The organism is Delftia sp. BGA-UO-ETr-SB1 (genome assembly GCF_059567865.1).
On sequence record NZ_JCAQOW010000005.1, the window covers coordinates 127,842 to 153,811 of the forward strand.

Genomic DNA, 25,970 nt, shown 5'->3' on the forward strand with positions numbered 1-25,970 from the left:
GTAATACCCAAAGAAAACGGCGCCCGAAGGCGCCGTCTGGCAGGGTAGGAGAAGAGCCCGTCCTGGACTCCCCGACCTTACGGCGTGGACAGCAGGCGGTCGCGCGCCTGGTTGTATTCGCGCTTGAGACGCTCCACCAGCTCGCCCGCACCCGTGACTTCGCGGATGGCGCCAATGCCCTGGCCGCAGCCCCAGATGTCCTTCCAGGCCTTCTTGGCGTCGCCGCCGAAGTTCATCTTGCTGGGGTCCGACTCGGGCAGGTTGTCGGGGTCCAGGCCTGCCGCACGGATGGACGGCGCCAGGTAGTTGCCGTGCACGCCCGTGAACAGGTTGCTGTAGACGATGTCATCGGAGGTGCCGTCCACGATGGCCTGCTTGTAGGCGTCGTGCGCACGCGCCTCATGCGTGGCAATGAAGGCCGAGCCGATATAGGCGAAGTCCGCACCCATGGCCTGGGCCGCGAGGATGGCACCGCCCGAGGCGATGGAGCCCGACAGCGCCACGGGGCCGTCGAACCATTCGCGGATTTCCTGGATCAGCGCGAACGGGCTCTTGACACCCGCATGGCCGCCCGCGCCCGCCGCCACGGCGATCAGGCCGTCGGCCCCCTTTTCGATGGCCTTGTGCGCGAACTTGTTGTTGATGATGTCGTGCAGCACCACGCCGCCCCAGCTGTGCACGGCCTGGTTCACGTCCTCGCGCGCACCCAGGCTGGTGATGACGATGGGCACCTTGTACTTGGCGCACATCTGCATGTCGTGCTCGAGCCGGTCATTGCTCTTGTGCACGATCTGGTTGATGGCGAACGGCGCCGAGGGCCGGTCCGGATGGGCCTTGTCCCAGGCGGCCAGGGTCTCGGTGATCTCGGCCAGCCAGTCTTCGAGCTGCTCGGCCGGGCGCGCGTTGAGCGCGGGCATGGAACCCACGATGCCGGCCTGGCACTGGGCGATCACGAGCTTGGGGTTGCTGATGATGAACAGCGGCGAGCCGATCACTGGCAGGGCCAGTTTCTTCAGCGCCGGGGGAAGCTTGGACATGCGTTGTCTCCGTTGGTTCTCGGTGTCTTTGTCTGCGTTGTGCCGTGCGGGAGCGCCGGGTCAGAAGGCGTCCATGGGCAGTGCCATCACGCTGTCGCCGCCGTGCACGATGGCATCGCGCAGGCCCGCCGCCTTGACGAGGATGTGCTCGGCATAAAAGCGCGCCGTCGCAATCTTCGCGCGCATGAAGGCCTCGTCCTGTCCCTTGTGCAACAGCTGCTCGGCCACCAGCAGGGCGCGGCCCATCTGCCAGCCTGCGACGAGGTTGCCCGCCAGCATCAGGTAGGGAACGCTGCCGGCGTACACGGCATTGGGCTCGGCCTTGGCCTGGCCCGAGACGAAGTGCACCGCCTCCACGAAGGCCTGGCGCGCAGCGGCCAGTTGGCGGGCCACGGCCAGTGCCTCGGGCGTGCCGCTGGCGGCCAGCTCGGCCTCGGTCTTCTCGATCTGGCCCGCAATGGCCAGCGCGGTCTGGCCGCCATCGCGCGCCGTCTTGCGGCCCACCAGGTCATTGGCCTGGATGGCGGTCGTGCCTTCGTAGATGGTCAGGATCTTGGCGTCGCGGTAGTACTGGGCGGCGCCCGTCTCCTCGATGAAGCCCATGCCGCCGTGCACCTGCACGCCCAGGCTGGTGACTTCCAGGCTCATCTCGGTGCTGTAGCCCTTGACCAGGGGCACCATGAATTCATAGAAGGCCGCATTGGCCTCGCGCACCTGGGCGTCGGCATGGTGGTGGGATGCGTCGTAGGCCGCGGCGGCCGTGGCCGCCATGGCGCGGCAGCCCTCGGTGTAGGCACGCATGGTCATGAGCATGCGGCGCACATCGGGGTGGTGGATGATGGTGGCGCTAGCCTTCACACTGCCGTCCACGGGGCGGCTTTGCACGCGCTCGCGGGCATAGGCCACGGCGTGCTGGTAGGCGCGCTCGGCCACGGCAATGCCCTGCACGCCCACGGCGTAGCGGGCCGCGTTCATCATGATGAACATGTATTCGAGGCCGCGGTTCTCCTCGCCAACCAGATAGCCGATGGCGCCCCCGTTGTCGCCGTACTGCAGCACGGCCGTGGGCGAGGCCTTGATCCCCATCTTGTGCTCGATGCTCACGCAGTGCACATCGTTGCGCGCGCCCAGCGAGCCATCCTTGTTGACCAGGAACTTGGGCACCACGAACAGGCTGATGCCCTTGACGCCCTCGGGCGCCCCGGCCACGCGGGCCAGCACCAGATGGACGATGTTCTCGGCCATGTCGTGCTCGCCATAGGTGATGAAGATCTTGGTGCCGAAGACCTTGTAGCTGCCATCGGGCTGCGGATCGGCCTTGGTGCGCACCAGGGCCAGGTCGGAGCCGGCCTGGGGCTCGGTCAGGTTCATGGTGCCGGTCCACTCGCCGGTCACCAGCTTCTCGAGATAGGTGGCCTTGAGCTCATCGCTGCCGGCCGTCAGCAGGGCCTCGATGGCGCCGTCGGTCAGCAGCGGGCACAGCGCAAAGCTCAGGTTGGCGCTGTTGAGCATTTCCACGCAGGCCGCGCCAATCGTCTTGGGCAGGCCCTGGCCGCCAAAATCCTGCGGATGCTGAAGGCCCTGCCAGCCGCCTTCGGCGTACTGGCGAAAGGCCTGCTTGAAGCCCGCCGTGGTGGTGACCACGCCGTCCTTGAGGCTGGAAGGCGCCACGTCGCCCGGCAGGTTCAGAGGTGCCACCACGCCTTCGCACAGCTTGGCGCATTCCTCCAGCACGGCCTGGGCCGTCTCCAGGCCAGCCTCCTCGAAACCGGGCAACTGCGCCACCTGGTCGATCTGCGCCAGATGCTCCATGGCGAACAGCATGTCTTTGAGGGGAGCCGAGTAAGTCATTGTTGAACCTTCCTGAACAGAGCCTGGACCGCCGGCGCGCAGCGCGCGGCGACCTGGGACAGCGGGCGCGCCGCCACAGCACTACTGCATTGCTGCGTTATTGCGTGACGCGGCCCGATGCGTTGACGATGGACAAATCCACGAATTTCGAGCCCGCCTGCGAGCCCGGACGATAGGTAACCCAGTAGCCGCCCAGATCGAAGGCGTCCAGGCCGCGCAGCGAAGCGGCCAGCTTGTCGCGCGTCAGCGGCTGGGTGCGGCGCATGGCCTCCACGATGACGCGGGCGTTCACATAGCCTTCCATCATGGCGTAGCTGACCGGCACGGTCAGCGACTTGCCGGCAGCGGTGGCCGCGTCCCTGAACTCCTTGTTCAGGCGCATGGTCACCTTGTAGGGACTGGGCACGACCTGGGCAATGGACAGGCCGCTCATGAACTCCACGGGCAGGCGCTTGGCCAGTTGCTCGATATCGGCTTCGGACGTCGCGTAGATCTGGGCCGTGCCACCCGCCATGCGGTACGCCTCGACGAAGGCCGAGGTCACGGGGCTGGAGGCCACCACCATCACGGCCTGCGCCGAAGGCTGGGCCTTTTGCAACTGGGACACGGCCTTGTCCATGGCGCCCTTGCCCGTGCTCAGCGAGGCGCTGACCACCAGCTTGGCCTTGGAAGGCGCAATCGCCTTGTCCACGAGTTCCGCCACGGCCTTGGCATCCGGGCGTTCGTCATGCAGCAGGGCCAGGCGCGTGATGCCCACGGTGGCCAGGTGCGAGGCGATCTTGGCCATTTCCTCGGGCAGGTTGGCGCGCGTGCTGAAGATCTGGGGATTGCTCAGCACCCGCGTGTCCGTGCTCTGGTAACCCACCAGGGAGATCTGGGACTGGTCGAGCAGCTTGCTGTCCAGCAGCGCCGCCATGTTGCGGTTGCCGAAGTAGCCGGCCAGCACCACGGGCTTGGACTCGTCCAGCAGCTTGCGGGTCTTGTCCACGGTTTCCTCGGGGTGGCCCACATCGTCTACGGTGACCAGTTGCACGGGCTGGCCCTGCACGCCGCCGGCCTTGTTGATCTGGTCGAAGTACAGGCGCATGCCCTGGGCATAGGCACGGCCCTGCGTCGCACCGGCTCCCGACATGGGTGCCACCTGCCCCACCACCCAGGCGTTGGCCTCGGCGGCCAGCGCCATGGCGCCACAGACAAAGGCCACGGCCGTGCGGGCCAGGCGCAAGCGCATCATCTTCATTTCAATCTCCCTCTCGGTTCATGCCATCGCCAGCACCGGCTGGCGGCCAAGTCCGTTGTTGTAGTCGGTGGTGCGCGCCGTGACCAGCGGACCATCCCGGAATCCATGACGGAAAAAGAGGGGCCTGTGCCCCTCATTTTTCAGCTTCAGCCGCTTACAGCGCCTGCACCAGTTCCGGCACGGCCTGGAACAGGTCGGCCTCCAGGCCGTAGTCGGCCACCGAGAAGATCGGTGCCTCGGGGTCCTTGTTGATCGCCACGATCACCTTGGAGTCCTTCATGCCGGCCAAATGCTGGATGGCGCCCGAGATGCCCAGGGCGATGTACAGCTGCGGCGCCACGATCTTGCCGGTCTGGCCGACCTGCAGGTCGTTGGGCGCATAGCCCGCATCCACCGCAGCGCGCGAAGCGCCGATGGCGGCACCCAGCTTGTCGGCCAGGGGTGTGATGACTTCCTGGAACTTCTCGCTGCTGCCCAGCGCGCGGCCACCGGAGACGATGATCTTGGCAGCCGTCAGTTCCGGGCGGTCGTTCTTGGTGACCTCGCGGCCCACGAAGCTGCTCTTGCCGTTGTCGCCAGCGGCTGCCAGCTGCTCCACCTGGGCGCTGCCGCCCGTGGTGGCCGCTGCGTCAAAGCCCGTGCCGCGCACGGTGATGACCTTGATCTTGTCGCTGCTTTGCACCGTGGCAATGGCGTTGCCTGCGTAGATGGGGCGCTCGAAGGTATCGGCGCTGTCCACCTTGGTGATGTCGCTGATCTGGGCCACATCCAGCTTGGCGGCCACGCGCGGCGCGGCGTTCTTGCCGCTGGCGGTGGCGGGGAACAGGATGTGGCTGTAGTTCGAAGCAATCGCCAGCACTTGCGCTGCAATGTTCTCGGCCAGGCCGTCCTTCAGGCTGGCGCCATCGGCGTGGATGACCTTGGACACGCCAGCGATCTGGGCCGCGGCCTGCGCAGCGGCGCCGGCATTCTCGCCCGCCACCAGCACATGCACGTCGCCGCCGCAGGCCAGGGCCGCAGTGACGGTGTTGAGCGTGGCGCTCTTGATGGAAGCGTTGTCGTGTTCTGCAATAACGAGGGATGTCATGTCGCTGTCTTCCTTAGATCACTTTGGCTTCGTTCTTGAGCTTGCTGACCAGGGTCGCCACATCGGGCACCTTCACGCCAGCGCCGCGCTTGGCGGGCTCGGCCACCTTGAGCGTCTTCAGGCGCGGGGCCACATCCACGCTCAGCTCTTCAGGCTTGACCGTGTCCAACTGCTTTTTCTTGGCCTTCATGATGTTGGGCAGCGTGACGTAGCGCGGCTCGTTCAGGCGCAGGTCGGTGGTGATGACGGCCGGCAGGCTCAGGGCCAGGGTTTCCAGGCCGCCGTCCACTTCACGGGTCACGTTGACCTTGTCGCCAGCGACTTCGACCTTGGAGGCGAAGGTGGCTTGCGGCAGGTCGGCCAGGGCTGCCAGCATCTGGCCGGTCTGATTGGCATCGTCGTCGATGGCCTGCTTGCCCAGGATGATCAGGCCGGGCTGTTCCTTGTCCACCAGCGCCTTGAGCAGCTTGGCGACGGCCAGGGGCTGCAGCTCCTCGGTGGTCTCCACCAGGATGCCGCGGTCGGCACCGATGGCCATGGCCGTGCGCAGGGTTTCCTGGCACTGGGCCACGCCGCAGGAGACGGCGATGACTTCGGTGGCCACGCCCTTTTCCTTGAGGCGAACGGCTTCTTCGACGGCGATTTCGTCAAAGGGGTTCATGCTCATCTTGACGTTGGCGATGTCCACGCCCGTGCCGTCCGACTTCACGCGGACCTTCACGTTGTAGTCCACCACGCGCTTGACCGGGACCAAAACCTTCATTGCAGCGGCTCCTGATTGATTGATAGATTGACGTTTACGTAAACCGAAATCATTGTATGCGGCGCTGCAGCAGCTGCGGCAGGTTTCCCTGACGGCCGAGGGCCGCATGCGCGCTCACAAAAAAGAACGATCGTGCCATTTTAAGCACGACCCTTGAGATTTCCTGCGGGGGAACAGCCTGAATTCAGGGTATGCACCTAGGAATAATCCTAGCTGCTTTTCTCTGCTGCCTGAGCCACCACGCCCCCGCGTTCGGTGATCTGTACCACCTGCTTGGGGACCGGCAGGCTCACGCCCGCGGCACGCAGGCCGCGCAGCACGGCGAGGTTCACCTCGGAGCGCACATTGCCCTGGCCATTTTGCGGGTCGTTGATGTAGTAGCTGAGACTGAACTGCAGACCCTGCTCGACGAAGTCGACCAGAGCCACCGAAGGCGCCGGCGTCTTGAGCACGCGCGGCTGCGCGGCTGCGGCTTCGAGCAGGATGCCGCGCACCTGCTCCACATCGCTGTCCATGCCCACGACGATGTTGGTGGACAGGCCGAACTTGACGTCGAATCCGGTGAGGTTCTCCACACGCTGGGTGATCAGCGTCTCGTTGGGCACGATGGATTCGCGGCCGTTGAGCGCGCGGATGATGGTGTAGCGCGTGCGGATGTCGGTGATGCGGCCCTCGAAGCCATCCACGCGCACGTTGTCGCCGATGCGCAGCGCGCGTTCGATCAGCACCAGAAAGCCGCTGACGTAGTTGGAGGCGATCTTCTGCATACCGAAACCCAGGCCCACGCCGATGGCGCCGCCCATGACGGACAGCGCCGTCAGGTCCACGCCCACCATGGACAGCGACACCAGCAGCCCCACCAGGATCAGCACGCTGCGCGTGATGTTCATGGCCACCTTGCGCATGGACAGGTCGCTGACCCACTGGTTGATGACCTTCTGCTCGAACAGCGTTGCCACCCACAGCACGGCCACCATCATCAGGCCCGCCGACAGCGTGCCCTCGATCAGGTTGAGCAGGCTGACCGGCGTCTTGCCGATGTTGAACTGCAGGGCCTCCAGCTCCTCCATGACCTGCGGCAGCAGGCCGATGCTGTGCAGCACGGCCGCGCCCCAGGCCAGCCAGGAGAAGATGCGCTCGATCAGACGCACCACGGTGGAGTGGGGGAAGGTCCGGCTGAGCACCCGCGCCACGAAGCGGATCACCGACAGGGACACCAGCAGCGACACGGCCACGCGCAGCCAGAACACCGTGGAAAACCGCGCCAGGATCTCCTGGCTGGTGAAGACCAGCACCAGCGCCAGCAGCGGGAACAGGGCGCCATCGAGCGCATGGCGGCCTATCCATACGGAGGGCTTTCCATCGTTGAGATGGCCGTAGCGCGCATGCAGGCCGCGCATGGCGCCGTAGGCCAGCAGCAGGCAGGCGATGAGCACGGAGAACTCCAGCCAGGCGCTGGAGCTTTGGAAGTCGTTGATGAGCTTGTCGAAGATATCCATGGGTCAGGGCCGTTCCGCCGCAAGGGCGCAGGCCGCCATCATCGCCCAGATCCAGGACAGGCCGACCGGACCGGGACCTACATGCAGGTCGGTCAGCGGCCCGTCTTCCAGGCCGGTTCGCGCTTGGCGGCGAAGGCCTGGGCGCCCTCCTGGGCGTCGGCATCCATCATGTTGGCGGCCATGGTCTGGCCGGCCAGCTGGTAGGCCGCCTCGATGCCCATCTCGCGCTGGCGGTAGACCAGCGCCTTGCCCATGGCCACGGCCGCACGGGGCTTGCTGACGATGGACTGCACGAAGTGCTCGACGGCATCGTCCAGCGCCTCATCGGCCACCACGCGGTTGACCAGGCCCTGCTCCAGCGCCTGCTGGGCGTCGATGAAGTCGCCCGTGAGCAGCATCTCCATGGCCTGCTTGGCCGGCACATTGCGCACCAGCGGCACGCTGGGGGTGGCGCAGAACAGGCCATAGTGGATGCCGCTGGTGGCAAAGCGTGCCGCCTGCGCAGCAACGGCCAGATCGCACTGGGCGACGAGCTGGCAGCCTGCCGCCGTGGCAATGCCGTGCACGCGCGCGATCACGGGAACGGGCAGCCGGTGGATGGACAGCATCATGCGGCTGCACTGGGCGAACAGCTTCTGGTAGTAGTCCAGCTGCGGATGTGCCGCCATGTCCTTGAGGTTGTGCCCCGCGCAAAAGGCCTTGCCGGCCGCAGACAGCACGACCACGCGCACGGACTCGTCGCGCGCCACGTCGTCCAGCGCCTGCTGCAGCTGCGTGAGCATCTGCTCGCCCAGGGCATTGAAGCGCTGCGGGTCGTTGAGCGTGAGGCGCACGACGCCGCGCGCGTCGCGCTGCACGTCGAGCAGGGGGCTGGCTTCAGAAGGATGGGTGCTCGCGTTCATGGTGCTCCAGATCCGGTTCAGAGGTCGGCCAGCACGCGCACGTGCGCTTCCACGCTGCGCGCAAGCGGCCCCATCACATAGCCGCCTTCCAGGCAGGAGACGATGCGCCCCTTGGAAAAGCGCCGCGCGATGTCCTTGATGCGCGAGGTGATCCAGGTGAAGTCCTGCTCGGTCATGCCCAGCTGGCCCATGTCGTCCTCGCGGTGGGCGTCGAAGCCGGCGCTGATGAAGATCAGCTCGGGCTTGAAGGCCTCCAGGCGCGGGATCCACATCATCTCGACGATCTCGCGGATGTCCATGCCCTTGGTATAGGCGGCCACCGGCACGTTGACCATGTTGGCGGCCGGGTGCTGGTCGCCGCTGAAGGGATAGAACGGGTGCTGGAAGATGCCGCACATGAGCACGCGGTCGTCGCCGGAGAGGATGTCCTCCGTGCCGTTGCCGTGGTGCACGTCGAAATCGATCACGGCCACGCGCTTGAGGTGGTGACGGCTGAGCGCGTACTTCACGCCCACGGCCACGTTGTTGAAGAAGCAAAAGCCCATGGCCTGGTGGCGCGTGGCATGGTGGCCCGGAGGGCGCACGGCGCAAAAGGCGTTCTCCAGCTCGCCGGCCATCACCGCATCGGTGGCCGCCAGCGCGGCGCCGGCCGCATGCAGGGCGGCCGAGAAGGTGTGGCTGTTGATGGAGGTGTCGGTGTCGATCTGGGAGTACTCGGGGCCACCGGCCTGCTGCTCCTCGACCAGGCGCTGGGTCAGGCCCTGCAGCGCAGCCACATGCATGCGGTCATGGGCCAGTTCGATGTCGGCCAGCGAGGCCTGGGGGGCCTCGTGCCGCTCCAGCGCATCGGCCACGCCGGTCACCAGCAGCCGGTCCTCGATGGCGTCGAGCCGGGCCGGGCATTCCGGGTGCCCCGGCCCCATCTCATGCCGCCAGCACTCCCTATGGGTGAAATAACCCGTCTTGCCCACAGTGATGTCTCCGCGATGTTTTTTTTAGGATAACGTCGCGCCATGCAAGCAACACACAAGATCAAGGCGCTTCTGGATCAGCTTAACACGGTGGTTGTAGGGAAACCGGCTCAGGTCCGCGACAGTGTGGCCTGCCTGCTGGCTGGGGGACACCTGCTGCTGGAAGACGTTCCCGGCGTGGGCAAAACCACGCTGGCGCATGCGCTGGCACACAGCTTCGGGCTGCAGTTCTCGCGCGTGCAGTTCACGGCCGACCTCATGCCCAGCGACCTCACCGGCGTGTCCATCTACGAGCGCGCCAGCGAGACCTTTGTCTTCCACCCGGGCCCCGTTTTCGCCCAGGTGCTGCTGGCCGACGAGATCAACCGCGCCAGCCCCAAGACGCAGAGCGCCCTGCTCGAAGCCATGGAGGAGCGACAGGTCTCGGCCGAGGGCCGCACGCACCGCCTGCCCGAGCCCTTCTTCGTGATCGCCACCCAGAACCCGCAGGAACAGCTGGGCACCTTCCCGCTGCCCGAAAGCCAGCTGGACCGCTTCCTGATGCGCATCAGCCTGGGCTATCCCGACCGCGCGGCCGAGCGATCCCTGCTGTCCGGCAATGGCCGGCGCGCCCAGGCCGACGCGCTGGCACCGCTGCTGACCACGCAGGAGCTGCAGGACCTGCAGGCTGCCGTGCTGCAGGTGCATGCCAGCGATGCCCTGCTCGACTATGTGCAGGACCTGCTGGAAGCCACGCGCTCGGGCCAGTGGTTCATACAGGGCCTGTCGCCTCGCGCGGGCATTGCGCTGCTGCGCGCGGCCCGGGCCGTGGCCCTGATGGAAGGGCGCGACTACGTGGCGCCCGACGATGTGCAGGCCATCCTGCCGCAGACGGCGGCCCACCGCCTGGTGCCGATAGGCTCCAGCGGCCGGGGCGCCGTGGAGCAGGTGCGCGCCATGCTGGACGCCGTGGCGCTGCGCTGATGCCGGCCGCTCCCGCGTCTTCGCCCGGCGCCCCCCAGCCGGGGGCATCGCTGCGCCAGCGCTGGTCTCCCGCGCGGCGCGTGCGCCAGTGGTGGCATGCCCGCCTGCCCCGCACGGACAGCCTGAAGCTGACCCAGCGCAATGTCTACATCATGCCGTCGCGTGCAGGTTGGGCCCTGGCGCTGACGCTGTGCGTGCTGCTGGTGGCCGCCATCAACTACCAGCTCAATCTGGGCTATCTGCTGACGTTCCTGCTGGCCGGCAGCGCGGCAGCGGGCATGGTGGTCGGCCACGGCAATCTGCGCGGCCTGGCGTTGCATCTGCTGCCTCCGGCCGGCAGCTTTGCCGGCCAGCCCTGCCGCTTCGACGTGGTGCTGCACAACACGCGCCGCAGCACGCGTTGGGGCATAGGCCTGGCCGTGCAGGGCGATACGGCGGCCACCGACTGGACCTGGATCGATGTCCCGGCACAGGGCAGCACCACGGCGCAACTGGCTTTCACGCCACTGCGCCGAGGCCTGCAATCGCTGCCCACGATCACGGCGGCCACACGCTACCCGCTGGGCACCTTCCGCGTCTGGGCGCTGTGGCGCGCGCAGACCCAGGCCTGGATCTACCCGGCGCCCGAACACAATCCTCCGCCCCTGCCTGCGGCCAGTGCCGATGCCGGTGGCCGCAGCGCGGCCTCCACGCGCCACGGCGACGAGTTCGATGGCGTGCGTGCCTACCGGCGCGGTGATGCACTCAAGCTGGTGGTCTGGAAAAAGGCTGCCCAGGCCTTTGCCACGGGCAGTGACCAGCTGGTGAGCCGCGACCGCCCGCTGTCCCAGCAGCACCGCCTGTGGCTGGACGCCAAGGCCACCGGCCTGGCCGACCCCGAGGCCCGCCTCAGCCGCCTGACCGCCTGGGTGCTGGTCGCACGCCAGCAGGACCTGACCTGGGGCCTGCGCCTGCCCGACGGCCGCGAGATCGCCCCCGACCAGGGCGCGGCCCACGCCACGCTCTGCCTGGAAGCCCTGGCGACCTGCCCATGAATCGCACGTCCATGCCCTCCTCCTTCCAAGCCATTGCGCAGCCCGCGGCCACCTGGCGCCAGCGCCTGGCCGCCCTGCCGCGCGATGCGCGCGACACCCTGTTCCTGCTGGCCGTGGTCGCCTGGGTGCTGATGCCCCAGGCCGCCCACACGCCCTGGTGGACCATGGTCTTCGTGGCCGGCCTGCTGCTGTGGCGCGGCCTGATGGCCTGGCGCGGCCAGCCCCTGCCCGGCCGCTGGGTGCTGGGTGGATTGCTGCTGCTGGCCGTGGGCGCCACCTGGGTCTCGCACGGCACCTTTATCGGGCGCGATGCGGGCGTGACCCTGATCGTGCTGCTGCTGGCGCTCAAGACGCTGGAGCTGCGCGCCCGGCGTGATGCCATGGTGGTGTTCTTCCTGGGCTTCTTCGCGCTGCTGGCCAACTTCTTCTACTCGCAGTCCCTGCTGCTGGCCCTGGCCATGGTGCTGGGCCTGCTGGGCCTGCTCACGGCCCTGGTCAATGCCCACATGACCGCCGGCCGCCCGCCGCTGACACAGGCGCTGCGCACGGCAGCCCTGCTGGCGCTGTGGGGTACGCCGGTCATGGTGGCGCTGTTCCTGTTCTTCCCGCGCATGGCGCCGCTGTGGGGTGTGCCCAGCAACGACCTGGCCGGCCGCAGCGGCCTGTCGGAAAACATGCGCGTGGGCTCCATGGCCTCGCTGGTGCTGGACGAAAACGTGGCCCTGCGCCTGCGTTTCGATACGCCCGACGGCGCACCGCCGCCGGCCAACGCCCTCTACTTCCGGGGGCCCGTGCTGTCGCGCTTCGATGGCCAGGAATGGGAAATGGATGTGGAGGCCGGACTGGAAGGCGCCCAGCTGCGCGTATCGGGTGAAGGCGTGCGCTATCAGATGACCATCGAGCCCAGCCGCCGCCCCTGGCTGACCATGCTCGACGCCACGCCCCAGCCCCCCGAACTGCCCCAGGGCATGGGTACCGCCCGCATGACGCCCCAGCTGCAATGGCTGACCTGGCGCCCCATCACCGACGTGGTGCGCATCAGCGCCCAAAGCCATGTGAAGTTCAGCTACGGGCCGCTGCAGCCCACCCGCGCCCTGCGCCGGTACACCCAGCTGCCGCAGGGCAGCAACCCGCGCACGCTGGAGCTGGCGCGGCAGATGCGCGCCGACCCGCAACTGGCCGACGCCCCGCCCCGCGCCTGGGTACAGGCCGCACTGGAACGCCTGCGTACGGGCGGCTACACCTACGTGCTGGATCCTGGCGTGGTGGACAGCGTGCACACGGCCGATGACTTCTGGTTCGACAGCAAACAGGGATTCTGCGAGCACATCGCCTCGGCCTTCGCCGTGCTGATGCGCGGCATGGGCGTGCCTGCCCGCATCGTCACCGGCTACCAGGGCGGCGAGCGCAACCCTGTCGATGGCTACTGGACCGTGCGCAACGCCGACGCCCACGCCTGGACCGAGGTCTGGCTGGCGGACGAGGGCTGGGTGCGCATCGACCCCACCGGCGCCGTGGCTCCGTCGCGCGTGGGCGAGTTCCAGCGCCTGCGCGCCCCCCAGGGTGCCATTGCGGGCGCCGTGGGCAACTTCGTGGGCGTGGGCATGCTGCAGCAGATGCGCGCCGTGTGGGAGGCCGTCAACAACGGCTGGAACCAGTGGGTGCTGAACTACACGCAAAGCCGCCAGCTGGACCTGCTCAAGAACCTGGGCGTGCAGTCGCCGTCGTGGGTGGACATGCTGCGCCTGCTGGGCGCACTGGCCGGCGTGGCCGCACTGGCCTGGCTGGCCTGGATGGCCCGCGCCCAGCGCAGCAGCCGCGATGAATGGCTGCGCCTGATGGACAGGACCCGCGCCCGGCTGCGCCGCATCGGCCTGGATGCCGATGCCAGCCTGCCCCCGCGCGCGCTGGCAGCCCAGGTCATGGACCGCTGGGGCCAGGACGACGCCACGGCCGCCAAGGCCCTGCACGACTGGCTTTTGGACATGGAGCGCCAGCGCTACGCACGCGCCCCCCAATCCGTCCCCCGATCCGCACCCCAGTCCGCACCCAATTCCGCACCCGATACCCCCGGCCTGCCCGCCCTGCGACGCCAATGGCGGGCGCTGGACTGGCCACGCACTCCGCAGCCACGGCCACAAGCCGCCGCTGCCGGCCCCACGACAAGCACACCATGACCAAGCAACGACTGATCCCTTCCGCCCTGCTGCTGCTCGCGGCCGCCGCCCTGCCCTGCGGCGCGCTGGCCAGCAAGCCGGCGCCCGCCCAGACCGGCGCAGCCAAGACTGCCACCAAGTCCACGGCCAAACCTTCCACGAAAAAGCGCACGGCCGCTGCTGCCGCCGCCACGGCGGCAGGCGGCGCCGCCGTGGCCAGGACCGTGCAGGGCAGCACGCCCTACGGAGAACGGCCTGATGCCATGCAGATGGCCGCCGACATTGCGATGCGCCACGACCTGCCGGTGGACTGGGTGCGCGACACCATCGCCCAGGCGCACTTTCTGCCCCAGGTTCCCCGCCTGATGACGCCGGCTGCCCAGGGCACGGCCAAGAACTGGGGCGTCTACCGCAGCCGCTTTGTCGAGCCTGTGCGCATACGCGCCGGAACCCGTTTCTGGCAGGCCAATGCCGCCGCGCTGGCGCGTGCCGAAAAGCAGTACGGTGTGCCGGCCGAAATCATCGTCGGCATCATCGGCGTGGAGACCATCTACGGCCAGCAGATGGGCAACTTCCGCGTGATCGACGCCCTGGCCACGCTGAGCTTCGACTTCCCCGCAGCCCACCCCCGCGCGCAGGCACGCACCGAGTACTTCCGCGGCGAGCTGGAGCAGTTCCTGCGCTTCACGCACCGCGCCGCAACGGACCCGTTCTCGCTGCGCGGCAGCTACGCGGGCGCCATGGGCATGGGCCAGTTCATGCCCAGCAGCTGGGTGAAGTGGGCGGTGGACTTCGACGGCGACGACCGCATCGACCTGTTCGGCAGCGCGGCCGACGCCATCGGCTCGGTGGCCAACTACTTTGTCGCGCATGGCTGGAAAAGCGGCATGCCCACCCACTACCCTGTGATCATGCAGGCCCAGGGCGCCGACCTGGCCGCCCTGCTGGCGCCCGACATCCTGCCCCAGTTCACGGCCGACGAGATGGCTGCGCGCGGCGTACAGCTGCCGGGCAGCGGCGCGGCGCATCAAGGGCCGCTGGCCCTGGTCAAGCTGGAGAACGGCGCGCAGGGCCAGCCGCTGTACATCGCGGGCACGGAGAACTTCTATGCCATCACGCGCTACAACTGGTCCAGCTACTACGCGCTGTCCGTGATCGAACTGGGCCAGGAAGTCGCTGCGGCCATGGGCCGCTGATCCGGCCATCCAAACCGTCGAGGCCGTCAGGGCCGCCGCATGCGGCACATCGCAGGCTGCTCGGCACGCGCCGCCTCGATTTCTCGCACCACGCGGAAGCCGTAGCCCGAGCCCTCCACATCGAAGGGCACGCCGGGCGCGCCCTGCCTGTCCATGACACCGACCACCAGCGCCTGCTGGAACTGGTGGTCGGCCGCGCGCATGCGGCCCTTGCGCCCGGCCAGCGTCACGTCCGCGCTTTCCAGCGCCTGCGCCACGGCCACCGTGTCGGTGCTGCCCGCACGCGCCATGGACTGGGCCAGGGCCTCGATCATCAGCTGCATGCGCATGTGCACATAGTCATCGGCAGGCCTGGGAAAGCGCTCGCGGAATGACTTGTAGAAGGCCTGGCTGTCGGGGCCCGGCACGTTGGGCAGCCAGTCGGCCACGGCCAGCACCTTGCCCACGCCGGCCTCGCCTAAAGCGGCTGGCGCGCCCAGCGCATTGCCGTAGAAGGTGTAGAAGCGGCCGTCAAAACCCGCCTCCCGCGCGGCCTTGACCAGCAGCATCAGATCGTTGCCCCAGTTGCCCGTGATCACGGCCTGGGCACCGCTGGCCTTGATCTTGGCGGCATAGGGCGCAAAGTCCTTGACGCGGCCCACGGGGTGCAGCTCGTCGCCCACGATGGCCACATCGGGCCGCTGCGCGGCCAGCTGGCGCCGTGCCTCGCGCAGCACGGCCTGGCCAAAGCTGTAGTCCTGCCCGATCAGGTAGGCGCTGCGCACGGCCGCGTCCTCGCGCAGCACCTGCATCAGCGCGGCCATGCGCATGTCGGCATGGGCGTCGAAGCGAAAGTGCCAGAAGCTGCAGCGCTCGTTGGTGAGCGCAGGATCGACGGCCGAGTAGTTCAGGTACAGCACGCGCCGGGCCGGATCGCGCTCGTTGTGCTTGGCAATGGCATCGACCAGCACGGCGGCCACGGCCGAAGAATTGCCCTGCATGACCACGCGCGCACCGCCGTCGATGGCTGCGCGCAGCGCGGACAGCGCCTCCTCGTTCTGGCCCTTGCTGTCATGGCGTTCGATGGCCAGGGGCCGGGCGCCGCCCTGCGCGGCCGGCAGTGGCACACCGCCGCGCGCATTCACGCGCTCGGTGGCCCACAACAGGTTGCGGAACACGGCCTCGCCCGTATTGGCAAAGGGGCCGGACAGGCTTTCGATCAGCGCCAGCCGTATGGGCTCGCCGCGCGGCGGGGGCACGGGCTGTCCGCGTTCGTTTGCGGCCCAGGCCGCCAGCGCGGGCGCCGCAAATAGCGCCATGGCACCGCTTTTCAAGACCTTGCGGCGCAATTTATTCATGGCTTTTCCCTCTTGAAATGCGTTCAACGCCGCTCAACTACGCTCCATGCGGCGACAACTTCGATGAAGCCGCGCAGTTTATAGGAGCCACTTCACCATGATCTTCTCGCCTGTTCTCCGCCGCAACGCCTTCAACCCCCAAGCCGCCGATCTGGCCCTGCAGCGCTTCCTGCAAGGCACCCTGGGCAACGCCGCCCACTCTCCCTCGTCGGTGCAGGTGCAGCGCGATGAAAAGGCCACGACGCTGCAGCTGGATGTGCCCGGCCTGTCCCGCGAGCAGCTGCAGCTGAGCATCGAAGGCGCCGTGGTCCGTCTGTCCAGCGTCGAGGGTGCGCCCCGCCAGGTGCAGCGCGCCTGGGAGCTGGACCATGAGATCGACACTGCCGCCAGCAGCGCAAAGCTGGAAAACGGCGTGCTCACGCTGTCCCTGGCCCGCCTGGAGCCGCAGAGCAAGGCCACCACGCTGAGCATCCAGTAAATCCGGTCATCGAGTTTGTGCACCCGGGCTGTCAACCATCCTTTCTTCCCTCCTCTTAGCAAGGTGACAGCCCGTTTTCAAAGCCCGGCACATGCCGGGCTTTTTTTGTGCGGCACAGGCTGCGCATCGAGATGGCTCGCCGCACAGCGCGGTGATGGGGAAGGCAGAGGCGGCCGAAGAATCAGGCCAGCGAATCGAGCGGCCAGCGCGGCTTGACGTCGAAGGCGTAGTGCCTGTTGGCCACTTCCCGGCCCGCCTGCAGGCGCATGGCGGCGGCCATGGCGATCATGGCGCCGTTGTCGGTGCACAGGTGCAGCTCGGGGTAGTGCACGCGCAGCTTGCGCTTGGCGCAGGCCGCATCCAGCTGGGAGCGCAGCAGCCTGTTGGCACCCACGCCGCCGGCCACGACCACGCGCTTCATGCCGGTCTGCTGCAGCGCGGCCAGGGTCTTCTTGACCAGCACCTCGACGATGGCGGCCTGCGTGCTGGCGGCAAGGTCGGCCTTGCGCGCCTCAAGGTCATCGCCCAGCTTCTTCGCCTGGGTCAGCACGGCCGTCTTCAGGCCGGCGAAGGAGAAGTCCAGGTCGCCCGAATGCAGCAGCGGCCGGGGCAGCTTGAAGGCCTGGGCATCGCCGCCTTCGGCCAGGCGCGAGAGCACGGGGCCACCCGGATAGGGCAGGCCCATGAGCTTGGCCGATTTGTCGAAGGCCTCGCCGGCCGCGTCATCGATGGTCTCGCCCAGGATGGCGTAGCTGCCCACGCCGTCCACGCGCATCAGCTGCGTGTGGCCGCCCGAGACCAGCAGGGCCACGAAGGGGAATTCGGGGGGATCGGCGCTCAGGAAGGGCGACAGCAGATGGCCTTCCAGGTGGTGCACGCCCAGCACGGGCTTGTTCAATGCCGCAGCCATGGCGCAGGCCACGCCCGCGCCCACCAGCAGCGCGCCGGCCAGCCCGGGGCCGCGCGTGAAGGCGATCACATCGACCTGGTCCAGCGAGCGGCCGGACTCGCCCAGCACGTTTTCGGTCAGCGGCAGCACGCGGCGGATGTGGTCGCGGCTGGCCAGCTCGGGCACCACGCCGCCGTAGGCGCGGTGCATGTCGATCTGGCTGTGCAGCGCATGGGACAGCAGCGTGGGCACGCCCGTGCCATCGGGGGCCTCGACCAGGGCCACGCCGGTTTCATCGCAGGAGGATTCGATCCCCAGAATCAGCAAACTCATGGGGCTGAAGTGTAGAACCTGCGGGCGCGGCGCACGGCCACAGGCCTCAATGGCCCCTGGCAGGCGGGCAGTTGCACGGCCGGCGCTCCGCTACAGGTTGTCTATGTACGAAGAGCGCGAGAACCGCACGGGCTCGAAGCCGTCGGAGGTCCAGATTTCGCTGGCGATCAGTGCCTGGGCATCCATGGGGCGGGCGAAGTAAAAGCCCTGCAGCTCGTCGCAGCCCAGGGCCTGCAGCACTTCGCGCTGCTGCTGGTTGGTCACGCCTTCGGCCACCACGCGCAGCTCCAGCGCATGGGCCAGGCGCACGATGGCATCGACCACCGCCCGCGCATCGCTCTTGAGGGCCACGTCGCGCACAAAGCTGCGGTCGATCTTCACCTCGTCGGCGCACAGCTGGCGCAGCAGGGCCAGGCTGGAGTAGCCGGTGCCGAAGTCGTCGATGGAGATCTGCACGCCCATGCCCGTGAGTTCGGCAATCACGGCCATGGTGGTCTTGTCGTCCTCCATGGCCACGGACTCGGTGATCTCGAAGACCAGTTGCTCGGGCCGGATGCGGTGCCTTGCGATCGCCTCGGCGATGAACTGCGCCAGCCGCGTCTGAAAGAGCTGGTAGCCCGAGATATTGATGGACACCCGCATGAAGCGCCGCTCGCGCGCCCATTGCGCGGTCTGGCGGCAGGCCTCGTCGATGACCCAGTCGCCGATCTCGCTGATCAGGCCGAAGCGCTCGGCCAGCGGGATGAACACGCGGGGACTGATCAGGCCGAACTGCGGGTGGTTCCAGCGCGCCAGCGCCTCCACGCTGCGGATGCGGCCCGTGCGGGTATCGATCTTGGGCTGATAGAACAGCACCAGCTGCTGGCTGGCCACGGCGCGGCGCAGGGCCTGCTGCAGGTCGAACTGCGCGACCACGCCCTGGCGCATGCTTTCCTTGAAGATGGCGTAGGTGTTCCCGCCGGCACGCTTGGCCGTGTACATGGCGGCATCGGCCGCCGCCATGAGCTTTTCCTTCTTGCCATGGTCGGGATAGATGGCCACGCCGATGGAGCTGCTGATGGAGACCGCCTTTCCTGGCAGGTCGAACGGCTGGCTCAAGGCCTTCTGCACGCGGCCTGCCATGGCCACGGCGTCGTCCACCGAAGCCAGGCAGCCCAGCAGCAGCACGAACTCGTCGCCACCCACGCGCGCCAGCGTGTCCGATTTGCGCGTCATATGGCCCAGGCGCACGGCCACCTGGCACAGCAGCGCATCGCCTGCGGCATGGCCTTCCACATCGTTGATGGGCTTGAATCCATCCAGGTCGATGTACAGCAGGCCCACGCGCACCGGCCCGCAGGGCCCCGGCTGCTCCACCGAGCTGTCGGCGCGCGCAATCGTGCGGCCCAGCCGGTATTCGAAAAGCGCCCGGTTGGCCGTACCGGTCAACGGGTCTCGGAAGGCGATGCGCTTGAGCTTCACATTGGCGCGCAGCAATTTCTCATTGCTCTGCTTGAGCGACTGCGTCAGGCGCTGCGCCTTGCAGCGCATGCGGATGTAGAGCACCGAGCACACCAGCAGGAACGCCACGAACGCACCGGCACCCCACGGGCCGAGGGCATGCCATCCAGCGAACCAGAGGCCCTCATCGGCAAATTGCGCCGACGCGACGCCGTCCTGGGCAGCCGCAAGCACCTGACCCTGCGCCATGCAGGGCAGCAGCGAAGCCAGCCAGCACGCAAATGTCGGGCCGCGCCAGCGCGCAGGTATCCACCGGGACACCCCCTCGGTCATGAACAGCCAATGCATGGGGAAAAACCGATCTTCTCGTGATATTTCAAACTCATGCCGATTCAGCCTCACTGCCGCATTGCGCAGCCCAATGCCGTGGTCTGCGCTGCCATGTGCGCCGGATGAACGGGGCTTTTCTTGAAATACCGCCCCATTCGCTTTGCAAACATTCGACACGCTTACACGTCAGTTTGTGTATCGAAAATTTCAAATCATTAAAAAAATTCTATCAAATCATCGATCCCGTGCCCATGCAAGCACCGCGCGACGCCCCGGCATGGGAATTGCATCCAGGTCCCTTGCACCAAGGCAAACTGCATCAAGGCAGGCAGACAGGACCAAGCTCCCATGAAAACCGCTCTCAACTTTCTTGTGGCCGCGCGGCAGTGCGAAATCGGCGAGCTGGAGCAACTGCAGCGCACCAGCGCCCTGGTGGATCTGCTCAGCCGCCTCATCCATGCGCTGCAAAAGGAGCGCGGCCTGTCCAACGTCTTTCTGGCCAGCGCAGGCGCGCGCGGCGGCCCGGCCAGGCTGGCGCAGATGGCCGAGTGCGACCGCATGGCCGCTGCGGCGCGCGACGGCTTCGAGCTGGTGGACATGCAGCCCGGTGGTGCGGGACTCACCGGCCACCCCGGCCATGGCGCGCGGCTGTTCAGCCGCATCGCCCATGTGCTGCAGTGCCTGGACGCCTTGCCCGCGCTGCGTGAGCGCGTCGCCAGCCGCGCGCTGTCGCCGGAGGCGGCCACGGCCCTCTATATCGATCTGGTGGCCGGCCTGCTGGCCGTGGTCTTCGAGGCGGCGGACAGCGCACCCGAGCCCGGCATCTCGCGCCTGCTGGTGGCCTTGTTCAACTTCATGCAGGGCAAGGAGTTCGCGGGCCAGGAGCGCGCCACGGGCGTGGCTGCGTTCGGCGCGGGCGTGAGCGATGCGCCGCGCCAGCAGCACTGGCTGCACCTGATAGCCTCGCAGGAGCGCTGCTTTCAGGTCTTTGCGGAGTTCGCGCCGCCCCATTCCCTGGCCCTGTGGCAAGAAAGCAGCGCGGCCGACGCCACGCTGGCCGTGATCGAGCGGCTGCGCCGCGTGGGCTGCACGGCCACGGCGGGCGCGCCTTTGTCCGTGGAGATGGCCGAGCCCTGGTTCGACAGCTGCTCGCAGCGCATGGACGCGCTGCAGACCGTCGAGGCCCGCCTGACGGCCGAGCTGCAGCAGCAATGCCAGCACCGCATTGCCGATGCCCGCGCCGCCCTGCAGACGCTGCTGCAGGCGCCGCAGGCATTGGCAACCACGCCGGTCTCGGCCACGCTGGCGCCGGGCGAGCTGCAGCCCCCGGCCGCACGGCTGGGGCCGCAATTGGACCGTTCCGTGATGGACCTGGTGCAGGACCAGTCGCAGCGCCTGCAGGCCATGCAGGCCGAGCTGGAGACCGTGCGCGCCACGCTCACGGAGCGCAAGCTGCTGGAACGCGCCAAGGGCCTGCTGATGGCGCGGCGCCAGCTCAGCGAAGGCGAGGCCCACAAGCTGCTGCGCCAGACCGCCATGAACCAGAACCGCCGCTTGGCCGATGTGGCGCAGGCCGTGCTTTCCATGGCCGATCTCCTACCACCTGCGCATTGAACGCCGGGCCGGTGCGAGCCATGCTGCAGTGCAGCACCGACTTGGTGCCATGGAACGCACCAGAAGGTGGCCCGGCGAGGCTGGCAAGGCCGATGGACGGCATGGCCCCCTGTGAACACGGCCTGGCACGCTTTCTGCATTGACTCTGGCAACTCCCGGCCAAAGGCGGCCGGGACCCCGGTCTTGATTCAAGGCCCCAGGACAACGGCGTCACTCTCCCCGCGCAGCGCGGCTGGAGAGGACGCCGTTTTGCTTGGAACAGGGCCCGTTTGCAAGTGTTCCATTCCCGACGATCGAAGGAGTTCCGCCATGGCGTCAAGCCCCAAGCCCACCACAGGCCCTCTCACCGCCGGCCCGGCCCTGCCCCGGCGCGACTTTCTGCGCCAGGCCGGCACGCTGGCAGGCGGTGCGGCGCTCTACACCCAGCTGGGCCACCATGGCGCCTGGGCGGCCGGCTCGGATGCGCCAGAGAAGAAAGAGGTGCGCATCGGCTTCATCCCGCTGACCGACTGCGCCAGCGTGGTGATGGCCTCGGTGCTCGGGATCGATCAGAAGTACGGCGTCAAGATCATTCCCTCCAAGGAAGCGAGCTGGGCCAGCGTGCGCGACAAGCTGGTCAACGGCGAGCTGGACTTTGCCCACGTGCTCTACGGCCTGGTCTACGGCGTGCACCTGGGCGTGGGCGGCGCCAGGAAGGACATGGCCGTGCTGATGACGCTCAACCACAACGGCCAGGCCATATCGCTGTCGAAGAAACTGGCCGACAAGGGTGCCGTCAATGGCGCGGGCCTGGCCAAGCTGATGGCCAGCGAAAAGCGCGAATACACCTTTGCCCAGACCTTTCCCACGGGCACGCATGCCATGTGGCTGTACTACTGGCTGGCGGCCAACGGCATCCACCCGCTCAAGGATGCTAAGGTCATCACCGTGCCGCCGCCGCAGATGGTGGCCAATATGCGCGTGGGCAACATGGACGGCTTTTGCGTGGGCGAGCCCTGGAACCACCGCGCCATCATGGACGGCATCGGCGTCACGGCCGCCACCACCCAGTCCATCTGGCAGGACCACCCCGAAAAGGTGCTGGGCACCACGGCCGAGTTCGCACGCCAGAACCCCAACACGGCACGCGCCGTGACGGCGGCCATCATCGAGGCCGGCCGCTGGATCGACGAGAGCCTGGCCAACAAGACCCGCATGGCCGAGACCATCGCCGGCAAGGCCTATGTGAACACGGGCGTGGATGCCATCAACCAGCGCATCCTGGGCCGCTACCAGGACGGCATGGGCAAGACCTGGGACGACCCCAACCACATGAAGTTCTACGGCGACGGCAGCGTGGGCTACCCCTACCTGTCCGACGGCATGTGGTTCCTGACCCAGCACAAGCGCTGGGGCCTGCTCAAGGACCACCCCGACTACCTGGGCGTGGCCCGCTCCATCAACCGCCTGGACATCTACCAGCAGGCCGCCACCGCCGCCAAGGCCCCGCTGCCCAAGGCGGAGATGCGCAGCAGCAAGCTCATGGATGGCACGGTCTGGGACGGCAAGGACCCGCGCAAGTACGCAGACAGCTTTGCCATCAAGGCCTGAGAGATCCCCTTTGAAGCCCCACCCCACAGAGGAACACACCATGGTCAGCGCCGTCTTCCACTTCCCGGCCGAATCCGCTGCCGCACCGGCAGCCGCTTCCACACCGATCTCCGCGCAGGTCTCAGGGCCCGCCGCTCCAGCCGCGCCGGCCCCCCAGGCCCGGGCACCCGCCGCCCCGCGCGACTGGGCAGCGCTCTCGCGTGCCTTCTGGCTGGCCGTGCTGCCGCCGCTGTGCGGCTTGGGTTTGCTGGTGGGCGTGTGGTCCCTGGTGGCTGCAGGCTCGGGCCAGAGCATTCCGGGGCCCCTGGCGACCTGGCAGCAGGCGGTGGAGATTTTCAGCGACCCGTTCTACCGCAACGGCCCCAATGACCAGGGCGTGGGCTGGAATGTGCTGGCTTCGCTGCAGCGCGTGGCCGTGGGCTTTGGCCTGGCGGCCCTGGTCGGCATTCCGGCCGGCTTCGTGATCGGGCGCTTCAACTTCCTGTCGCGCATGTTCAACCCGCTGATCAGCCTGCTGCGCCCGGTATCGCCGCTGGCCTGGCTGCCCATCGGCCTGCTGGTCTTCAAGGGCGCCAACCCGGCGGCCATCTGGACCATCTTCATCTGCTCGATCTGGCCCATGCTCATCAACACCGCCGTGGGCGTGCAGCGCGTGCCCCAGGACTACATGAACGTGGCGCGCGTGCTCAACCTCAGCGAATGGAAGATCACCACCACCATCCTGCTCCCCGCCGTGCTGCCCTACATGCTGACTGGCGTGCGCCTGGCCGTGGGCACGGCCTGGCTGGTCATCGTCGCGGCCGAGATGCTCACCGGCGGCGTGGGTATCGGCTTCTGGGTCTGGGACGAGTGGAACAACCTCAACGTCAAGAACATCATCATCGCGATCTTCGTGATCGGCATCGTGGGCCTGCTGCTGGAGATGGCCCTGGTCAAGCTGGCAACGGCATTTACGTTCGAAGAGGTGAAGGCATGAATGCATCGTCCAAGTTCATCGAGGTCCAGGGCGTGGAGCAGAGCTTCAAGACCGCCAAGGGCCTGTTTCCGGCGCTGCGCAATATCGACCTGACCATTGCGCGGGGCGAGTTCGTCTCGCTGATCGGCCACTCGGGCTGCGGCAAGTCCACCCTGCTGAACCTGATCGCGGGCCTGACCACGCCCACCACGGGCGTGCTGCTGTGCGCCAACAAGGAGATCAAGGGCCCCGGGCCCGAGCGCGCCGTGGTCTTCCAGAACCACTCGCTGCTGCCCTGGCTGACCTGCGAGGGCAACATCCACCTGGCCGTGGAGCGCGTCTATGGCCGCACGGAAAGCCGCGCCCAGCTCAAGGCACGCACCCTGGCCGCGCTGGAGCTGGTGGGCCTGGCCCATGCCGCGCACAAGCGTCCCGGTGAAATCTCGGGCGGCATGAAGCAGCGCGTGGGCATTGCGCGCGCGCTGTCGATGGAGCCGCAGGTGCTGCTGATGGACGAGCCCTTCGGCGCGCTCGATGCGCTCACGCGCGCCAAGCTCCAGGACGAGCTGCTGGAGATCGTGGCGCGCACGCAAAGCACCGTGGTCATGGTCACCCACGACGTGGACGAGGCCGTGCTGCTGTCCGACAAGATCGTGATGATGACCAACGGCCCGGCAGCCACCATCGGCGAGGTGCTGGAAGTCGGCATCGCCCGGCCGCGCAACCGCGTGGCGCTGGCCGAGGACGACCGCTACCGCGAGTGCCGCAAGGCGGTGATCGACTTCCTCTATACGCGCCAGGGGCATGTGGAAAAGGCGGCCTGAACCTTCGCCGGTCCTGCCGCCTTCCAGGCCCTGCACATTGCGGGCCGGCCGAGCCCCGGCTCAGTGCCGGCCCGAGATGTAGTGCTCCAGCTGCTCGATGATGAACTTCTGCTCGGAGATGATGTCCTTGACCAGGTCTCCGATGGAGATCAGGCCCAGCAGCTTGCCGCCCTCGTCCACCACGGGCAGGTGGCGCAGCCGGTTCTCGGTCATCACCGCCATGCATTCCTGCGTGGTCTGGGTGGGGCCGACGAAGAGCACGTCGCGCGTCATCACGTCGCGCACCAGGGTGGCGCCCGAGGTGCGCCCCAGCAGCGCGATCTTGCGCGCGTAGTCGCGCTCGGTGACGATGCCTGCGATCTCGCTGCCCTCCATCACGAGCAGGGCGCCAATGCCCTTGTCGGCCATGAGCCGCAGCGCGTCGAGCACGGAATCGGTAGGCGCGATGCTGTACACCGCGCCGCTGGCCTTGGACTTGAGAATGTCTGCAACTGCTGTCATGGGTGCCTTTCAGTCGTTCGCCAATTCGGTTCTAGTGTCATCCGAACTGCGCCCAAAAAGCAACAGGGCCAGCGCGTGTATGCACACGCACCGGCCCTGCCCGTTCCCCTGATCCCAACCTATCCGTTGGTCCTGCAATAGAGCCGCCTGCAGCGCATACGACTGGCGCTACCTAAGCGAGAGACGCCGAGCAAGAGCCGCCTCGCGGCGGGGGCGCCTAGCCGACGGCGTCGTTCCCCTCCCGCGAAGCGAGAGAGGGGCGCCGTGCAACGGGAAGCCGCGAAGCGGCTCAGGGGGTGTTGCATCATTTCAGCGGCGGCCGCCCAGCAGGCTGCCACCAATCTTCATCAGATCGCTGAGACCTACCTGGCCGTCGCCATCCTGATCGAGCAGGCTGCCCAGCAAACCACCACCCAGGCCGCCCTGCTGCTGCGCCTGCGCATGCTCGCGGCCCAGCACCTGGCCCAGGCCGCCGGCATCCATGCCGCCTGCGCTCACGCGCTGTGCAAGAAAGGACATGACGATGGGGGCCAGCAGCTGCAGCAGCTGGGCCGCGCCGCCGCTGCCCAGGCCCGTGGCCTGGCCCAGTCCGTCCTGCGCGCGCTGCTGGTTGCCGCCCAGGATGTGGCCCAGGATGGCTGCGCCATCGAGCCCGCCACCTGCATTGCCGCCCGCGCCTGCGCCGCCGCCCAGCAGCGAGCCCAGCAGGCCGCCGAGGTCCAGGCCGCCACCGGCGCCGCCGCTGGCCGCGCCATGGTCGCGCTGCAGAGCGCCGAAGAGATTGGCCGCGCCCTGCGGATCGGCCGCATTGCGGCCCAGCGAGGCCAGCAGCACGGGCAAGGCCGCGCCCACGGCGCTTTCGGTCTGGGCGGGGCTGGCGCCGATCTGGTCCGCCATCTGCTGCATGGGCGCGCCCTGCAGTTGGGCCATCAGTTCGGCGGCCAGGGAAGAGCTGGAGTTCATGGTCGTTCCTTCATCCG

At 67.8% G+C, this 25,970-nt stretch carries 22 protein-coding genes; 9 read left to right on the top strand and 13 right to left on the bottom strand.

All coding sequences use genetic code 11. The features are described from left to right. Positions 1–77: 77 nt before the first annotated feature. From AC57B5_RS10750 to AC57B5_RS10785, 8 genes are all read right to left on the bottom strand, one after another. Positions 78–1,037, bottom strand: a complete 960-nt coding sequence (locus tag AC57B5_RS10750; RefSeq protein ID WP_012204314.1) for an NAD(P)H-dependent flavin oxidoreductase — start codon at positions 1,035–1,037, stop codon at positions 78–80. A 60-nt stretch (positions 1,038–1,097) separates the two neighbouring features. After that, positions 1,098–2,888: an acyl-CoA dehydrogenase gene (locus AC57B5_RS10755; protein WP_013803457.1), complete on the bottom strand. Its 1,791-nt coding sequence runs from the start codon at positions 2,886–2,888 to the stop codon at positions 1,098–1,100. Between the two features lie 97 nt (positions 2,889–2,985). Beyond that, positions 2,986–4,128, bottom strand: a complete 1,143-nt coding sequence (locus AC57B5_RS10760; protein WP_013803458.1) for an ABC transporter substrate-binding protein — start codon at positions 4,126–4,128, stop codon at positions 2,986–2,988. 154 nt (positions 4,129–4,282) lie between these two features. Then, positions 4,283–5,215 (bottom strand): electron transfer flavoprotein subunit alpha/FixB family protein, encoded by a 933-nt coding sequence (locus AC57B5_RS10765; protein WP_013803459.1) that lies wholly within the window; start codon positions 5,213–5,215, stop codon positions 4,283–4,285. Between the two features lie 13 nt (positions 5,216–5,228). Then, positions 5,229–5,978 carry an electron transfer flavoprotein subunit beta/FixA family protein gene (locus AC57B5_RS10770; protein ID WP_496399492.1) on the bottom strand — a complete coding sequence of 250 codons (750 nt, stop codon included), beginning with the start codon at positions 5,976–5,978 and terminating at the stop codon, positions 5,229–5,231. A gap of 209 nt (positions 5,979–6,187) precedes the next feature. Next, a complete protein-coding gene (locus tag AC57B5_RS10775; protein ID WP_063326775.1) occupies positions 6,188–7,477 on the bottom strand; it encodes a mechanosensitive ion channel family protein in 1,290 nt (429 codons plus the stop codon). Between the two features lie 92 nt (positions 7,478–7,569). Further along, positions 7,570–8,379 (bottom strand): enoyl-CoA hydratase, encoded by an 810-nt coding sequence (locus AC57B5_RS10780; RefSeq protein ID WP_141829302.1) that lies wholly within the window; start codon positions 8,377–8,379, stop codon positions 7,570–7,572. Between the two features lie 17 nt (positions 8,380–8,396). Further along, entirely contained in the window at positions 8,397–9,302 is a 906-nt protein-coding gene (locus tag AC57B5_RS10785) for a histone deacetylase family protein (RefSeq protein ID WP_049801441.1), read from the bottom strand. 90 nt (positions 9,303–9,392) lie between these two features. Between AC57B5_RS10785 and AC57B5_RS10790 the strand changes: the two genes are divergently transcribed. From AC57B5_RS10790 to mltB, 4 genes are read left to right on the top strand one after another with little or no spacing between them, the layout of a single operon-like run. Next, a complete protein-coding gene (locus AC57B5_RS10790; protein WP_141829304.1) occupies positions 9,393–10,313 on the top strand; it encodes an AAA family ATPase in 921 nt (306 codons plus the stop codon). Beyond that, positions 10,313–11,347, top strand: a complete 1,035-nt coding sequence (locus tag AC57B5_RS10795) for a DUF58 domain-containing protein (protein ID WP_096915691.1) — start codon at positions 10,313–10,315, stop codon at positions 11,345–11,347. The genes AC57B5_RS10790 and AC57B5_RS10795 overlap by 1 nt, the downstream gene beginning before the upstream one ends. Next, entirely contained in the window at positions 11,344–13,524 is a 2,181-nt protein-coding gene (locus AC57B5_RS10800) for a transglutaminase TgpA family protein (RefSeq protein ID WP_496399493.1), read from the top strand. Before AC57B5_RS10795 ends, AC57B5_RS10800 begins: the two co-directional genes overlap by 4 nt. Continuing rightward, on the top strand, positions 13,521–14,699 hold the full coding sequence (mltB, locus tag AC57B5_RS10805) for a lytic murein transglycosylase B (protein ID WP_496399494.1): 1,179 nt from the start codon (positions 13,521–13,523) through the stop codon (positions 14,697–14,699). The genes AC57B5_RS10800 and mltB overlap by 4 nt, the downstream gene beginning before the upstream one ends. A 26-nt stretch (positions 14,700–14,725) precedes the next feature. On the opposite strand, the gene AC57B5_RS10810 is transcribed toward mltB, so the two are convergent. Beyond that, on the bottom strand, positions 14,726–16,036 hold the full coding sequence (locus AC57B5_RS10810; protein ID WP_496399495.1) for a branched-chain amino acid ABC transporter substrate-binding protein: 1,311 nt from the start codon (positions 16,034–16,036) through the stop codon (positions 14,726–14,728). A gap of 97 nt (positions 16,037–16,133) precedes the next feature. On the opposite strand from AC57B5_RS10810, the gene AC57B5_RS10815 reads away from it, so the two are divergent. Continuing rightward, entirely contained in the window at positions 16,134–16,514 is a 381-nt protein-coding gene (locus tag AC57B5_RS10815; RefSeq protein WP_034391459.1) for an Hsp20/alpha crystallin family protein, read from the top strand. A 181-nt stretch (positions 16,515–16,695) separates the two neighbouring features. Here AC57B5_RS10815 and tsaD read toward each other — a convergent pair whose 3' ends face one another. Next, complete coding sequence (gene tsaD, locus AC57B5_RS10820) at positions 16,696–17,736, bottom strand: tRNA (adenosine(37)-N6)-threonylcarbamoyltransferase complex transferase subunit TsaD (protein WP_012204300.1); 1,041 nt, start codon at positions 17,734–17,736, stop codon at positions 16,696–16,698. A gap of 90 nt (positions 17,737–17,826) precedes the next feature. Next, positions 17,827–19,524 (bottom strand): putative bifunctional diguanylate cyclase/phosphodiesterase, encoded by a 1,698-nt coding sequence (locus AC57B5_RS10825; RefSeq protein WP_496399496.1) that lies wholly within the window; start codon positions 19,522–19,524, stop codon positions 17,827–17,829. 330 nt (positions 19,525–19,854) lie between these two features. Here AC57B5_RS10825 and AC57B5_RS10830 point away from each other — a divergent pair, with 330 nt between their 5' ends. From AC57B5_RS10830 to AC57B5_RS10845, 4 genes are all read left to right on the top strand, one after another. Next, positions 19,855–21,120: a nitrate- and nitrite sensing domain-containing protein gene (locus AC57B5_RS10830; protein ID WP_099752629.1), complete on the top strand. Its 1,266-nt coding sequence runs from the start codon at positions 19,855–19,857 to the stop codon at positions 21,118–21,120. 309 nt (positions 21,121–21,429) lie between these two features. Next, positions 21,430–22,710, top strand: a complete 1,281-nt coding sequence (locus tag AC57B5_RS10835) for a CmpA/NrtA family ABC transporter substrate-binding protein (RefSeq protein ID WP_496399497.1) — start codon at positions 21,430–21,432, stop codon at positions 22,708–22,710. A gap of 40 nt (positions 22,711–22,750) precedes the next feature. Continuing rightward, entirely contained in the window at positions 22,751–23,686 is a 936-nt protein-coding gene (gene ntrB, locus AC57B5_RS10840; RefSeq protein ID WP_496399498.1) for a nitrate ABC transporter permease, read from the top strand. Further along, the gene (locus tag AC57B5_RS10845) at positions 23,683–24,489 is read left to right on the top strand and encodes an ABC transporter ATP-binding protein (protein ID WP_013803472.1); all 807 of its coding nucleotides are present in this window, start codon (positions 23,683–23,685) and stop codon (positions 24,487–24,489) included. Before ntrB ends, AC57B5_RS10845 begins: the two co-directional genes overlap by 4 nt. 60 nt (positions 24,490–24,549) lie before the next feature. Here the strand turns inward: AC57B5_RS10845 and AC57B5_RS10850 are convergent, their stop codons facing one another. After that, entirely contained in the window at positions 24,550–24,990 is a 441-nt protein-coding gene (locus AC57B5_RS10850; protein ID WP_012204294.1) for a CBS domain-containing protein, read from the bottom strand. A 309-nt stretch (positions 24,991–25,299) separates the two neighbouring features. Then, on the bottom strand, positions 25,300–25,953 hold the full coding sequence (locus AC57B5_RS10855) for a DUF937 domain-containing protein (protein ID WP_198821657.1): 654 nt from the start codon (positions 25,951–25,953) through the stop codon (positions 25,300–25,302). Between the last annotated feature and the right edge of the window lie 17 nt (positions 25,954–25,970).

What these genes read in the sequence shown, in the direction of transcription:
- AC57B5_RS10750 (WP_012204314.1), bottom strand. Translation starts at nt 1,037, where the DNA reads ATGTCCAAGCTTCCCCCGGCGCTGAAGAAACTGGCCCTGCCAGTGATC.
- AC57B5_RS10755 (WP_013803457.1), bottom strand. Translation starts at nt 2,888, where the DNA reads ATGACTTACTCGGCTCCCCTCAAAGACATGCTGTTCGCCATGGAGCAT.
- AC57B5_RS10760 (WP_013803458.1), bottom strand. Translation starts at nt 4,128, where the DNA reads ATGAAGATGATGCGCTTGCGCCTGGCCCGCACGGCCGTGGCCTTTGTC.
- AC57B5_RS10765 (WP_013803459.1), bottom strand. Translation starts at nt 5,215, where the DNA reads ATGACATCCCTCGTTATTGCAGAACACGACAACGCTTCCATCAAGAGC.
- AC57B5_RS10770 (WP_496399492.1), bottom strand. Translation starts at nt 5,978, where the DNA reads ATGAAGGTTTTGGTCCCGGTCAAGCGCGTGGTGGACTACAACGTGAAG.
- AC57B5_RS10775 (WP_063326775.1), bottom strand. Translation starts at nt 7,477, where the DNA reads ATGGATATCTTCGACAAGCTCATCAACGACTTCCAAAGCTCCAGCGCC.
- AC57B5_RS10780 (WP_141829302.1), bottom strand. Translation starts at nt 8,379, where the DNA reads ATGAACGCGAGCACCCATCCTTCTGAAGCCAGCCCCCTGCTCGACGTG.
- AC57B5_RS10785 (WP_049801441.1), bottom strand. Translation starts at nt 9,302, where the DNA reads ATGGGGCCGGGGCACCCGGAATGCCCGGCCCGGCTCGACGCCATCGAG.
- AC57B5_RS10790 (WP_141829304.1), top strand. Translation starts at nt 9,393, where the DNA reads ATGCAAGCAACACACAAGATCAAGGCGCTTCTGGATCAGCTTAACACG.
- AC57B5_RS10795 (WP_096915691.1), top strand. Translation starts at nt 10,313, where the DNA reads ATGCCGGCCGCTCCCGCGTCTTCGCCCGGCGCCCCCCAGCCGGGGGCA.
- AC57B5_RS10800 (WP_496399493.1), top strand. Translation starts at nt 11,344, where the DNA reads ATGAATCGCACGTCCATGCCCTCCTCCTTCCAAGCCATTGCGCAGCCC.
- mltB (WP_496399494.1), top strand. Translation starts at nt 13,521, where the DNA reads ATGACCAAGCAACGACTGATCCCTTCCGCCCTGCTGCTGCTCGCGGCC.
- AC57B5_RS10810 (WP_496399495.1), bottom strand. Translation starts at nt 16,036, where the DNA reads ATGAATAAATTGCGCCGCAAGGTCTTGAAAAGCGGTGCCATGGCGCTA.
- AC57B5_RS10815 (WP_034391459.1), top strand. Translation starts at nt 16,134, where the DNA reads ATGATCTTCTCGCCTGTTCTCCGCCGCAACGCCTTCAACCCCCAAGCC.
- tsaD (WP_012204300.1), bottom strand. Translation starts at nt 17,736, where the DNA reads ATGAGTTTGCTGATTCTGGGGATCGAATCCTCCTGCGATGAAACCGGC.
- AC57B5_RS10825 (WP_496399496.1), bottom strand. Translation starts at nt 19,524, where the DNA reads ATGCATTGGCTGTTCATGACCGAGGGGGTGTCCCGGTGGATACCTGCG.
- AC57B5_RS10830 (WP_099752629.1), top strand. Translation starts at nt 19,855, where the DNA reads ATGAAAACCGCTCTCAACTTTCTTGTGGCCGCGCGGCAGTGCGAAATC.
- AC57B5_RS10835 (WP_496399497.1), top strand. Translation starts at nt 21,430, where the DNA reads ATGGCGTCAAGCCCCAAGCCCACCACAGGCCCTCTCACCGCCGGCCCG.
- ntrB (WP_496399498.1), top strand. Translation starts at nt 22,751, where the DNA reads ATGGTCAGCGCCGTCTTCCACTTCCCGGCCGAATCCGCTGCCGCACCG.
- AC57B5_RS10845 (WP_013803472.1), top strand. Translation starts at nt 23,683, where the DNA reads ATGAATGCATCGTCCAAGTTCATCGAGGTCCAGGGCGTGGAGCAGAGC.
- AC57B5_RS10850 (WP_012204294.1), bottom strand. Translation starts at nt 24,990, where the DNA reads ATGACAGCAGTTGCAGACATTCTCAAGTCCAAGGCCAGCGGCGCGGTG.
- AC57B5_RS10855 (WP_198821657.1), bottom strand. Translation starts at nt 25,953, where the DNA reads ATGAACTCCAGCTCTTCCCTGGCCGCCGAACTGATGGCCCAACTGCAG.